Source organism: Pseudalkalibacillus sp. A8, from assembly GCF_045920555.1.
Classification (GTDB): domain Bacteria; phylum Bacillota; class Bacilli; order Bacillales; family Fictibacillaceae; genus Pseudalkalibacillus.
In genome coordinates, this window is record NZ_CP174509.1 from 917846 (window position 1) to 930931 (window position 13086).

Sequence of the window (13086 nt, forward strand, 5' to 3'; positions counted from 1 at the left end):
TGAAGAAGAGGGAGTGATCATTGATTATTAGATGATCACTCCCTTTGTGATTTTGAAATTAAAGATGATTTCTCGATTTTAAAGATAACCCTGAAATTTTAAAGATAATCCTGAAATTTTAAAGATAATTTCACTTTTTTCACGTTAGCACCTGCTTTTTTAAAGATCGCTTTCTTTTCTTCACTTATCAATACAATTTTCCTTGTCGGAACAGTACTGTAGAAAGCTTCATGACGGCATGGATATAACAATTTTGCCTCAAAGGGAATGGATCTCCGAAAAACTGCGGTAAAATCGTATCCAGGGTGTTTTGCATCTTATCAAATAACAGCTTGAATACCTGTTCTTCACTGTAAAATTGCGTTTCCCGACCTTGTACCCATTCAAAATAGGAAACAATAACCCCGCCGGCATTCGCAAGGATATCCGGAACGATGATGACGCCTTTGTCAGCTAAATATTCATCGGCCTCCGTAGTCACTGGGGCATTCGCTCCTTCGACGATGATTTTCGCTTTTATCCGTTCCATATTATCTTTATGGACTTGATCTTCAAGAGCCGCCAGGAACAACACATCGACATCGAGGTATAGAACCTCTTCACGATTAAGAAGTTCTACCTTCATTTCCAATCCTTTAAGTTCTTCTTCTGTGGTAGGAAGTTCCCCGTTATTATTAGCAGTAAAATCTACAAGGGCCGGAATATCTAATCCGTCTTCGTTATATAACGTGACATTACGGTCACTGACAGCAACAACTCGATTTTTCAAGTGTGCACATTGGTAAGCTTCAAGCGCGGCAACAGAACCTACATTACCAAAGCCTTGGACAGCCATTTTCAATTGTCGATCACTATTATTTAATGCGGTCTGCGCAAAAGGGTTCTCTTGTGCACCGAGCCATTCCTTATGGTCCTGTAAGAAATCTGACATCATGTAACGGTAGGTGAAATATACCCCTTTACCTGTCGCTTCTCTTCTTCCCAATGAACCTCCATTAATTATACTTTTACCTGTGAAACTTCCACGGTATGGGGTTCCGGGGCGTATGCTTTTGTACTCGGCCATCATCCAGTCCATTTCACGGTCCCCAGTTCCCATGTCAGGTGCCGGAATATCTTTATCTGGGCCCAAAATGTCACTGAAATAGTGGACATATTTTTTACAAATTTGATGTAATTCATTGACGGTAAAGTCTCTCGGATCGATGATGACCCCGCCTTTACCTCCTCCGAAAGGGACTTCATGAAGAGCATTTTTCAATGTCATGAGTGAAGCGAGGTTCGTGACCTCATCTTCATTTACAGATTCATGGAACCGGATCCCGCCTTTATAGGGACCAAGTGTATTGTTGTGTTGAACACGGAATGCTGGAATCCGTACAACTTTTCCATTCTCTAAAGCAATCCGTAAAAACGATTTATGTATATGGTTCGGTGTTGATAGGATCGCAGTAAGAGAAGTAAAAGCTTGCTTTCTATCCTGTTCTCTCAAATCTGGTAAAAAGGACTCGTCTTCTAATAGTGCATCTAGTGAATGTTGGACAATCGCACCGTTTTGGCCTGCCATAACTGATACCTCCCAATGAATATTTGTGTATTTAAAGTATATCAATCATTTCCCATCAACTAAAAAGATAAAACACTTCATTAGATAGGATGGTCGAACTGGCCCTAAAAAACACATATAGAAATAAATCCTACATTTTACATAGTTTAGTAAATCGGTTATTACATCCTTTTCCCTCATTATATCCTAGGTCAAATGTAATACGATTTAATTACAGAAAAATCAAAATACTTCTAAAAAGTAACAAAATTTGAGGGAGGAAAAGGAATGAAAAAGAAACATGTTGTCGCATCAGCAGTATTAGCAACAAGTATGTTATTGACATCCTTAGGAGGAGTCAGCGGTGCTGAGCCAGGAAAAAAGCTGCAACAAGCGAAAAATCCCGATTTTGCACCTGCTATGGTTAACGAAGACAATAACAAATTATTCGATAATCTTGAATCGATACTTAGTGAAAAGCAGGCATCAGATAAGATTGAGGTTATCGTCCGTTTCGATGACTCGATGGCAAATCAAAAAGCGCATGAAGCGATCATGAACAAAGTCGGAAAGTTCGAGACGAAATTCACATTCGATAAGGCGATCAATGGTGTAGCTGCATCGATGTCGAAAAAGCAAATTCAACAATTAGAAAAGCTGCCATTCGTCAAATCAGTTGAATATGATGCACCAGTCAAAGTGTTCAATGGGACAGCAAATACATGGTTCGGTACTGAAAAAGCTAGAGCTGATTATGGATTGACCGGGAATGGCGATGGAAATGTCTCTTCTTATTCGAAAGATGACCAGGTCGTAGCTGTCATCGATACAGGAATCGACGCCAGCCATGTTGATCTGGATGAAGGGAAAGTCATCGGTTGGAAGGACCTTGTCAATAATCGTACCACTCCTTATGACGATCAAGGGCATGGGACGCACGTAGCGAGTACTGTGGCTGGTGATGGAGACGGTAATCCGACACACAAAGGTGTTGCTCCAGGGGCAGCATTAGTCGGTGTCAAAGTGTTGGACAGCCAGGGAAGCGGGAGTATGAGTACCGTTACAGCGGGTATTGAATGGGCTGTGGAAAATAAGGATGTGTACGGTATTGAAGTGTTGAGCTTAAGTTTAGGAACACCAGCCAGCTCTGATGGAACGGACTCAACCTCCCAAGCAGTCAATAACGCAGTTGACGCTGGCCTTGTCGCAATAGTGGCAGCTGGTAATTCTGGTCCGAGCAAGAAAACGGTTGGATCCCCGGGTGCAGCTGAAAAGGCGATTACTGTAGGGGCAGGAGCAGATGTTGGTGAAGGTGGCTTTTTCCTAGCTTATTTCTCAAGCAGAGGAGAAACAGCTGATGGACGCATCAAGCCTGATATCATCGCACCAGGTTATAATCTGACTGCAGCTCAAGCAAACAGCGGTAATGGATATGTACCTATTCGGGCACCAGCATGGCGACCCCTTTCACTGCAGGTACGATCGCATTGATGCTTGAAGCGAATTCCGCTCTCACCCCGAACCAGGTGAGAAATATCCTAGCGGATACAGCTGAAGACTGGGGTCCAGCAGGTAAGGATGTCGATTATGGACATGGCCGTTTGGACGGTTTTGCAGCAATCAGTGATGCTGGTAACTTATCAGGTACAAACATCGCTACTCCTAACCATTTCGCAGAGCAAAACTCTCTAGGTGGATCCGGAACAGCTGATACTTATCAATTCAATATCGACAACACGAACTATCCTCCGGCAGTAACATTGATCATCCCTGATTGGCAGCCTGGATTCTTATGGTGGGGAAGCACTCCTGATTTTGATGTCTATCTCTACAATCCATCAGGCCAACAGGTTGCAAAGGCAGAAGGCACGGAACGTCAGGAAACGATCACGTTCAAACCGACAACAACAGGAACTTACACCCTTAAAGTTTCTTCTTATTCCGGAAGCGGCTCCTATTATCTAGACCTGAGCGCAGGTACTCATACGTTGAACCTTACTTCAAATCAATAAGATAGATCAGTAATATGAAAGATGACTTGCTCAGGCAGGTCATCTTCTATCAATTATGGAGACTAACCTTTTCAAGGGGTAGTCTCTTTTTGCTATTTTATCGGATAACAAATAAAATATTGAATAAGGTTTATTAAAACTTTTGGTTTAAAGAAATAATCTTCCTCTCGAATATTTATGAAAAAATAAATAATCTATGCAAAAATGGGTAAAAATTCACTTTCTGTAATCCGAATTGTCCGAATAAAACAAAAATGATACTTTGGCATGAAACTTGCATTTATAGAAGGTAGCGGGCTGGTGAAATATTTCAGCCCAAATACGTTGAATGTGAGGGGATTCATTTTGAAAGAAAACAAGAAGGTAGTTAAAAGACCGTCATTAAAGGTAGCTATGATCCCGATTGTGTTCATGATCGTATCCTTATATTTTGGGATATCGATTTTTGAACTCGATCCGCACATTCCGTTGTTATTAAGCGGGTTCGTCGCTACAATCATTGCAATTTGGTTAGGATATTCCTGGAATGAAATTGAAACCTCTTTCCTTAATACCATTCGTTTATCATTACAGGCGATCATGATTTTGCTGATTATCGGAGCCATCATCGGTTCGTGGATTGCAGCAGGGATTGTACCGACAATGATTTTTTATGGTTTGGATCTGTTGTCACCTCAATATTTCCTGGTGTCTGCGTGTGCTATTTCATGTGTCGTAGCATTGGCTTCAGGTAACGCCTGGACTGCAGCAGGAACGATCGGTATTGCAATAATGGGGATCGGACAAGGACTTGGGGTAGATTTAGCTATGGTGGCTGGTGCGGTTATCTCAGGTGTTTACTTTGGCGATAAGGTTTCCCCATTATCGGAAACGACAAACATGGCTCCTGGTATTACTGGCGCCGAGCTTTTTGAACATATCAAGCATATGATGTATACGACGATACCGGCTCTGATCATTTCGTTGATCATTTACACCTTCATCGGTCTACGGTTCACTGGAGAAGGGTCCAGTATCGCAGAGGTACAAGCCCTGCAAAACCAATTGGGTGATATATTCATCATTTCACCTTGGTTATTGCTGGCCCCTCTAGCAGTCATTGTCATGATGGTTTTCAAAATGCCTGCCATCCCCGGTCTTACGATTGGAGCGCTCATCGGGGTGATTTTTGCTATTGGATTCCAAGGTATGGCGATCGGGGATGCAATAAACGTCATGTATTACGGATTTTCGAAAGATGTTGGTATTGAAGTGGTGGACAACCTCCTCAACAATGGAGGAATGGAAAGTATGATGTACACCGTGGCCTTGATTCTTATCGCTATGTCTTTCGGAGGAATACTTGAGAAAGCAGGTATTTTGGAAGCTATTGTAGTAGCTTTGCTGTCATTCGCTAAAAAGACCGGTAGCCTGATTGCAACGACGGTGGCAACCTGTATCGCGGCCAATATTATCGCTTGCGATCAATATTTATCCATCATACTGCCTGGACGGATGTATTCGAAGGCCTATCAGGATCGTAATCTGCATCCGAAAAACTTGTCCAGAACGCTTGAAGACGCTGGTACCATGACTTCACCGCTTGTACCATGGAATACATGTGGGGCATTCATGTTTGCGACCCTCGGTGTATCTGCATTGAGTTATGCGCCTTTCGCGTTCTTATGTCTGTTAAGCCCGATCATTGCTCTCATTTACGGTTTCCTCAATTTCAAAATTGAGTATTTACCTGAAAAAGCTGAGGGAACGAATTTGAATTTGGATTTACCGGATAGGAAACGTGCGGAGGCCTAAATAATTGAAACTCAAAACCATAACTTCATGTAAGGGAGGCAAAGAGGGAATTGAGCTACGATGAGATTATAATAAGTCCTTGTGATGGGGTTATTGAACAGATCTGTGTACAAGAGAATTGCCGAATATACGAATGGGATTCCCTATTCAAGATCCGTACGAGTGATGGAGATCTTGAAACAGTTTCTGTTGGATTAAGCGGTTTAGTCCGATCGTTGGAAGTGTATGAAGGAGAAGAAGTCATTTCAGGTATGGTTCTGGTTTATATAGCGGAGGATCTGGTTGTGAGTGGAAGCGATTGATCCCTTTCCTTATGGGCAGTTGGACAGGTAATAAACCTAATTTTCCGAAAAATAATGTTATAATGAATCCTTAGATACAGTCATCTTGGGAAGGAGCCAGCCTTATGAATTATACAATCACGGATAAACTGAGCCCTATTACATGTGTTTCGATCGATTCCACTAAAAGTGATCTCCAGAAACACTTATCGGCCATGAACCAACCTTTTGTGTTCCTGACGAAGGACGATGAGCTTTATGCTTATGTCTATTTGGATGATTTATATAGTGTTAGAGGGAAGGATTCTGATCTTACTGCAAATATTTTAAAAGACTATGCGATTCCCATTTCGAATGTAGGCGAATGGAAACAAGGGAAACCGATATCCTTGCCGTTCATTTTCCAGGTCCTTGGTGAACATATTACTTTGATCAAAAATGAAGAAAATGAATTCATAGGTTATATCAGGCGGGAGGATGCCCTGGTAGAACTGTTTCGCCAGGATAATCAAAATATCAATCTATTGAAAGTGATGTTGTCCTCCATTCCGATGGGTGTCTTCGTCATAGATAGTGATAAGAAGATCGTCAACTGTAACGAGTCAGGATTGAAGATGATCAAGTCAACCTATCATCAGATCATAAATCTGCCAGCGGGGGAGACATTCAACCAGGCCCATATAGATAAAGCTTTTTCTACTGGGGAAACCCTGCTGAACCAGATCCATATCACCGACGACATGGGGGTACTGGTGGATTACAGTCCTATCCTCAATGAGAATAAGCAAGTGGACGGAATGATCATTATTGTTCAGGACTTGCCGATGGTAGAAGAGATGGCGATGGAAATCGAATATGTAAAAGACTTGAATACAGATTTGAACGCCATCCTTGCTACGATGTATGATGAAATCCTTGTCGTAAATAAAGATGGGGAGCTCCTTCGCCACAGTGAGAATTTCATACCTGATTTCTGGGGTGTGAATGATTTGGAAGAACTGGTCGGGAAGAACCTTTTGGAATTTGAAGAAAAAGGTGTTTTCACCCCTTCAGTTGCAAGGCTTGTCCGTGATAAGAAGAAAAAGGTGTCCGTCGTGCAACAGACACCTTCAGGAAAAAGTGTATTAGCAGTAGCAAACCCCGTATTCAATGAGGATGGAGAAATCCATCGGATAATCATCGCTTCAAGGGATATTACCGAAACGAAGAAATTGAAATCAGAACTACGCGAAACAAAACGGCTCTCTAAGAACTATAAGGAAGAACTTGAGAAATTGAAGAGTAAGGATGACTTTGCCAATAAGATCATCTATTGCAGCTCTAAGATGGAACAGGTGATCAACCGGACGAAGAAGCTGGCCGATTTCGATTCGACCGTTCTCATTTTAGGAGAATCCGGAGTTGGTAAGGAATTGATCGCGAATACGATCCATCGGGAAGGGAATCGCAGCGAGAAACCATTCCTTACAATCAACTGTGGAGCTATTCCTGAGGATTTGTTGGAAAGCGAGCTTTTCGGTTACACGAAAGGTGCTTTTACAGGTGCCGATTCGAAAGGGAAGGTCGGATATTTCGAACAAGCGGATCAAGGCGTTCTGTTCCTTGATGAAATCAGTGAGCTCCCTTCAAGGCTTCAAGTAAAGCTGTTGAGAGTTCTGCAAGAGAAAGAAGTTACTCCGGTAGGCAGTACTAAATCCATACCAGTTGATGTTCAGATCATAGCTGCTACGAATCGGAATTTGGAAAAAATGGTGGAGGACGGCACTTTTCGTGAAGATCTGTTCTACCGGATCAATGTCATCCCGATCCAGATCCCTCCATTACGTGAGAGACCGGAGGATGTCCCATTACTGGCTTTCCATTTCATCCAGCAGTTGAACGAAAAATACGATAAGAATTATCATCTATCACCTGAAGCACTTAATCTATTAGAAGTGTATGATTGGCCGGGTAACATCCGGGAACTGCAGAATCTAATAGAGAGACTTGTAGTCACGGCAGATGACAATGTCATCAGTGCGGAATTCGTCAATCAATCACTAAGATTCGGTGAATCGAGAAAAGTGAAGCCCATGATCACAGGTATTCTTCCTCTTCAGGAAGCACGGGAGCATTTGGAAGAACAACTGATCATGCTCGCAATGAAGAAGTACAAGACGACTACCAAAGCAGCAAAAGCATTGGATATCAGCCAATCCGCCGTAAGCCGGAAGTATCAAAAGATTCTGCAGAAACAAGAAAAAATAGAATTATAGAGTATATTTAAACGCAGGCGATTCCATGTGTGGAATCACTTGCGTTTTTTCTTGTGATCAAAAAAAGAGGACATCTATTTCGTTATTCCGGGAAAGCAAGGGTGATTTTAGAAATTAGAGGACATCTGTTCCTTTATTTGTACTTCGGAAGGTACTTTCTGAAGATTTTTGAGGAAATAAGGTCTCTGATGTCCGTTAATCCAATGGATGCGGTGTTTTTTGGTGAGATAAAGCCTCTGGTGTCCGCTAAAACCCTTCCATGCAATTACTAATAGCATTATGCGCTTTTGCATAAATTGAGAATCTTCAAGATTCCATACAACCCATTAATAAAGGAATTTGAAGTTGGCATGATTATTGCATTACTTATTTATGAATATAAATTCGACCTATAGCAGGAGGTTAGATCATGACAAATCAACTTATTTTGAACGATTCTGTGACGACCAATCTTGATGAACTGGATAAACGACATTATCTTCATCCCACCACAAATCCTAAGCTTCTAGTGGAGGATGGACCGAAGCTACGTTTTTCCAAAGGGGAGGGCATCTATGTCAGCGATACGAATGGATCGCAATACATTGACGGACTTTCAATGCTTTGGAATGTCAATATCGGTCATGGCAATGAGGAACTTGCGGAGATTGCAAAAGAACAGATGACCAAATTGGCATTCAGTTCTTCATTTGCTGGTTTCTCGAATGAGCCTGCTGTCCGTTTGGCTGAAAAGCTTGCAACGATGGCGCCTGGTGATCTGAATGCTGTCTTTTATACATCCGGAGGATCCGAATCAAACGATACAGCGTTCAAACTATCCCGGTTTTATTGGGAGTTGAAAGGGCTCCCGCAAAAGAGGAAGATCATTGCATTGAAGCAATCGTATCATGGAGTGACAATCGGTGCTCAAACAGCTACAGCGATTCCTGCATTCCATACATTCTCTAAATCTGGTATGACGGAAGTCTATCATGCAAAACCTCATCTCACAAATTGTGAATTGGGAGATAAAAGTGATCCGAACTACGAGGGATGCATCCGTGACGTGATCGACAAGGAAGGAGCCGATACTATTGCTGCTGTCATCCTTGAACCTGTACAAGGCTCAGGCGGGGTCCATGTTCCTCCTGACGGATACATCGAGGCAGTCAGAAAGCTTTGTAACGAATTCAATGTCCTTTTCATTGCAGATGAAGTGATTTGTGGATTTGGCCGTACAGGAGAGATGTTCGGGGTAGATAATTGGGGTGTCATTCCGGATCTGATGTGTGTCGCTAAAGGGATTTCAAGCGGATACTCACAATTGGGCGCTGTCCTTTTGAAGGATGAGATCCGGAATACACTCGTTCAATATGACGATGTCCTGGCTCACGGTTTCACCTACAGTGGACATCCTACCGCCTGTGCAGTAGCACTAAAGAATATTGAAATCCTACAACGGGACAATATCGTAGCCAATGCGAAAAACATGGAATACGAGCTGAAGGCAGGATTCGATTACCTGAAAGAAAGACACCCAAGTGTGACCAATACACGAGCATTGGGACTGCTCGCCGGATTTGAATTGTATGCCGATCGTGATAAAGAAGTTCCATTCGATCCTGCTCTATTACCGGCGACTGAAGTGACAGAGGAATGCTTCAATCGTAAGTTGATCCTCCGTCCGCTCGTTTCCAAAGTAGGCAGGAACATCGTGGCGATTGCACCACCATTGATCATCAACCAACAACAAGTGCAAGACATTATCAATATTTTGGATGAGTCGATCACTGTATTTGAAAAAAAGCATCGATAAAGCTGAGACGACTCTCATTTAGCTATGACACTAAGTTTTTGCATAATACCTGATCAAGGAGGATGAATCATGCTTTATATAAATGGAGTATGGAGAAGATCAAATTCCGGTAAGACGTTAGACGTTTTCAACCCGGCGACGGGAGAACTCATCGATTCGGTTGCATCTGGAGGACGTGAAGAGACACGTGAAGCGATCCAAGGTGCAAAGGAAGCGTTCAAAACCTGGAAGAAAGAGACTGGACAAAAACGTGGTGAATACCTGGCAAAAGTAGTCGCGAAGATGAGAGAGAAAGTGGATGATATCGCCAGAACGATTACGTTGGAAATGGGGAAACCGCTACCTGACGCAAAAAGAGAAGTAGGCGGAGCAATCAGCTATTTGGATTGGTACGCCGAAGAAGCGAAACGAATTTACGGAGAAACAATCCCAGCCTCCCACTCAGATAAGCATCTGATGGTTTTACGGGAACCAGTTGGAGTCACGGCTGCGATCACACCTTGGAATTTTCCGGCATCTATGATCACTAGGAAAATAGGTCCAGCACTGGCGGCAGGCTGTACGGTTGTATTGAAACCAGCCCCATCCACACCTCTGTCAGCCATTAAAGTTTTTGAATGTTTCCATGAGGCTGGATTGCCAAAAGGAGTAGCCAATCTAGTCATCGGACCAGCTGAAGAGATCGGTGACGAATTGACTGAAAATCCTGATGTACGCAAGCTGACGTTCACTGGTTCGACAAATGTGGGGAAATTGCTTTTGCGCAAAGCAGCGAACACGGTCAAGAAAACGTCTATGGAGCTTGGGGGGCATGCCCCATTGATCGTATTCGAGGATGCAGATCTTAACGCTGCAATCCAAGGCGTTCTTGTGACGAAGTTCAAGAACTCTGGACAGACATGTATCAGTACGAACAGGTTATATGTTGCAGAGAGTATTGCTGAAGAATTTGGAAAGAGACTTGCTGAAGAAGCTGCGAAATTAAAAGTCGGAAATGGAATCGAGGAAGGTGTTGATGTCGGTCCGCTTATCAACAGTCAGGCTTTAGAAAAAGTAGAAAGCCATGTGGAGGATGCGGTCAGGCAAAACGGAAAGGTATTATGTGGTGGAAAGCGTGCCGAAAATTCCGCAGGCAACTTTTACGAACCGACAGTCATCAACTACGCGCATGATGACATGAAGATCTCTACTGAAGAAACATTCGGACCGGTTGCACCTATTTTCACATTCAAAGATGAAGCGGAAATCATCGAGAGAGCAAACCACGAGAGCTATGGCCTAGCAGCCTATTGCTTCACGAATGATCTTGGAAGAGGACATCGCATGATGAAGGAATTAGAGTATGGCATCGTTGGAATCAATGATCCTGCGCCAATTGTCCCACAAGCTCCATTCGGAGGAATCAAGGAGAGTGGTATGGGTAAAGAAGGTGGGAAGTCCGGCTTATTGGAATATCTGGAAGAGAAATTTGTCTCCATCAGCACAGGAAACTAAGACGAAACACAATAATGGAAGGAGCGGATGGATATATGTCCAGCATTGATTTACCCAAGTTAGAGAAAGAAATCGTGATCAGAAACATTACACAGGAAGATGTATTGGAGGTGGCTGCACTATCTGATGACAGCTTCGGCCCGAATATCTCATTCAAAAGGGAGCATTTCGCTAGCCAGGCCAAAATTTTCCCCGAGGGGCAGATCTGTGTTGAATATGAAGGGAAGATTGTCGGTTCGTGTTCGAGTCTCATTATCAATATCGAGGACTATGCAGACAATCATTCCTACACAGCGATTTCCGATAATGGGTATATCAGGAACCATAATCCCGATGGCTTGAATCTTTATGGGGTCGAAGTGAGTGTCCACCAAGCTTACCGGAAGTTGAAGCTCGGGCGTCGTTTGTATGACGCACGCAAACAGGTTTGTAAGGATTTGAATCTGAAGAGCATTATCATCGGCGGCCGTATTCCTTACTACTATAAATATTCCGATTACATGTCAGCACAGGAGTATGTTGAAAAGGTCATCAATGATGAAATCTACGATCCTGTATTGACGTTCCAGAAGAACAATGGATTTGTATTGAAGGAAGTCGCTCCGAACTACCTTCCAGAAGATGATGCCTCAAGAGGGTATGCTACATCAATGGAATGGACCAACAAAGAATACATCCCCAAGTGATTTAGAGCTATATATATGATTGTTTTCCGTAACCTACTTTCAAGAGAGCTAAATATAAAGGAGGAAGTTTCATATGCGTATCGGTATCCCGACAGAAATAAAAAATAACGAAAATCGTGTGGCATTGGCTCCATCTGGAGTCTTCAGTCTAACGGCTTCAGGTCACGAAGTCTATATAGAAACAGGTGCCGGACTTGGTTCTGGCTTTACGGATGAGCACTACGTGGCCGCAGGCGCCGAAATCGCTTTGACTGCCCGGGAGGCTTGGGCTCAAGAAATGGTGATGAAGGTAAAAGAACCGCAACCAGAAGAATATGGTTATTTTCGAGAAGGTTTGATTTTATTCACCTATTTACATTTGGCTGCAGAACCTGCTTTGACAAAAGCCCTTCTTGATAAAAAAGTAGTAAGCATCGCTTATGAAACGATCCAATTAGAGGATCGAAGCCTGCCGTTATTGACCCCGATGAGTGAAGTCGCAGGTAGGATGGCTGCCCAGGTCGGGGCACAGTTTCTCGCGAAAACCCATGGGGGTCAAGGAGTTCTGCTAAGCGGGATACCTGGGGTTAGACGTGGTAAAGTTTCCATCATCGGCGGTGGCGTCGTCGGATTGAATGTCGCAAAATTAGCTGTCGGTTTCGGTGCCGACGTAACCGTTATCGATCTCAATCCTGAAAGATTACGGCAGCTGGATAATATCTTTGGTAATGCCATCAATACGTTGATGTCCAACCCGCTGAACATCGCAGAAGCTGTTGCGGAGTCGGACCTTGTTATAGGGGCGGTACTTATTCCTGGTGCCAAAGCGCCTAAACTGGTTGCCGAAGAGATGGTTAAAACGATGAAGGACGGAGCCGTTATCGTGGATGTAGCCATTGATCAGGGAGGTATATTCGAAACCGTTGATCGGATTACCACGCATGATCAACCGACCTATGAAAAACATGGTGTCGTCCATTATGCGGTGGCGAACATGCCAGGTGCAGTACCCAAAACGTCGACGATTGGCCTGACCAACGTAACCGTCCCATACGCACTGGAAATCGCGAGAAAAGGGTATGCGCAAGCTAGCCTTGAGAATGAGGCGATTCTGAAAGGAATCAATACACTGGACGGAGTATTGACGCATCAAGCAGTCGCTGACGCTCACGGATTGGAATTCCAACCCGCTGTGACCCTTTTGTCTGAAAAAACATTGGCTGTCTAAAAGGTCAGTCTTACGG

10 protein-coding genes are annotated in these 13086 nt (G+C 43.4%); 9 read left to right on the plus strand and 1 reads right to left on the minus strand.

The annotated features are described in order from the left end of the window. Nucleotides 1-187 precede the first annotated feature (187 nt). A complete protein-coding gene (locus tag ACJROX_RS04805; RefSeq protein WP_408009624.1) occupies nt 188-1567 on the minus strand; it encodes a Glu/Leu/Phe/Val family dehydrogenase in 1380 nt (459 codons plus the stop codon). Between the two features lie 267 nt (nt 1568-1834). On the opposite strand from ACJROX_RS04805, the gene ACJROX_RS04810 reads away from it, so the two are divergent. From ACJROX_RS04810 to ald, 9 genes are all read left to right on the plus strand, one after another. Beyond that, on the plus strand, nt 1835-3037 hold the full coding sequence (locus ACJROX_RS04810) for a S8 family serine peptidase (protein WP_408009625.1): 1203 nt from the start codon (nt 1835-1837) through the stop codon (nt 3035-3037). Beyond that, on the plus strand, nt 3001-3558 hold the full coding sequence (locus tag ACJROX_RS04815; RefSeq protein WP_408009626.1) for a pre-peptidase C-terminal domain-containing protein: 558 nt from the start codon (nt 3001-3003) through the stop codon (nt 3556-3558). Before ACJROX_RS04810 ends, ACJROX_RS04815 begins: the two co-directional genes overlap by 37 nt. Before the next feature lie 267 nt (nt 3559-3825). Beyond that, nucleotides 3826-5352 (plus strand): Na+/H+ antiporter NhaC, encoded by a 1527-nt coding sequence (gene nhaC / locus ACJROX_RS04820; protein WP_408009627.1) that lies wholly within the window; start codon nt 3826-3828, stop codon nt 5350-5352. Between the two features lie 50 nt (nt 5353-5402). After that, complete coding sequence (locus tag ACJROX_RS04825) at nt 5403-5654, plus strand: hypothetical protein (RefSeq protein ID WP_408009628.1); 252 nt, start codon at nt 5403-5405, stop codon at nt 5652-5654. 104 nt (nt 5655-5758) lie between these two features. After that, nucleotides 5759-7888 carry a sigma 54-interacting transcriptional regulator gene (locus ACJROX_RS04830; RefSeq protein WP_408009629.1) on the plus strand — a complete coding sequence of 710 codons (2130 nt, stop codon included), beginning with the start codon at nt 5759-5761 and terminating at the stop codon, nt 7886-7888. Between the two features lie 409 nt (nt 7889-8297). Then, a complete protein-coding gene (locus ACJROX_RS04835; protein ID WP_408009630.1) occupies nt 8298-9683 on the plus strand; it encodes an aspartate aminotransferase family protein in 1386 nt (461 codons plus the stop codon). A 69-nt stretch (nt 9684-9752) separates the two neighbouring features. Next, nucleotides 9753-11177, plus strand: a complete 1425-nt coding sequence (locus ACJROX_RS04840) for an NAD-dependent succinate-semialdehyde dehydrogenase (RefSeq protein WP_408009631.1) — start codon at nt 9753-9755, stop codon at nt 11175-11177. Nucleotides 11178-11212: 35 nt separating this feature from the next. Next, on the plus strand, nt 11213-11863 hold the full coding sequence (locus tag ACJROX_RS04845; protein WP_408009632.1) for a GNAT family N-acetyltransferase: 651 nt from the start codon (nt 11213-11215) through the stop codon (nt 11861-11863). A 73-nt stretch (nt 11864-11936) separates the two neighbouring features. Next, entirely contained in the window at nt 11937-13070 is a 1134-nt protein-coding gene (gene ald / locus ACJROX_RS04850; protein ID WP_408009633.1) for an alanine dehydrogenase, read from the plus strand. Nucleotides 13071-13086 lie beyond the last annotated feature (16 nt).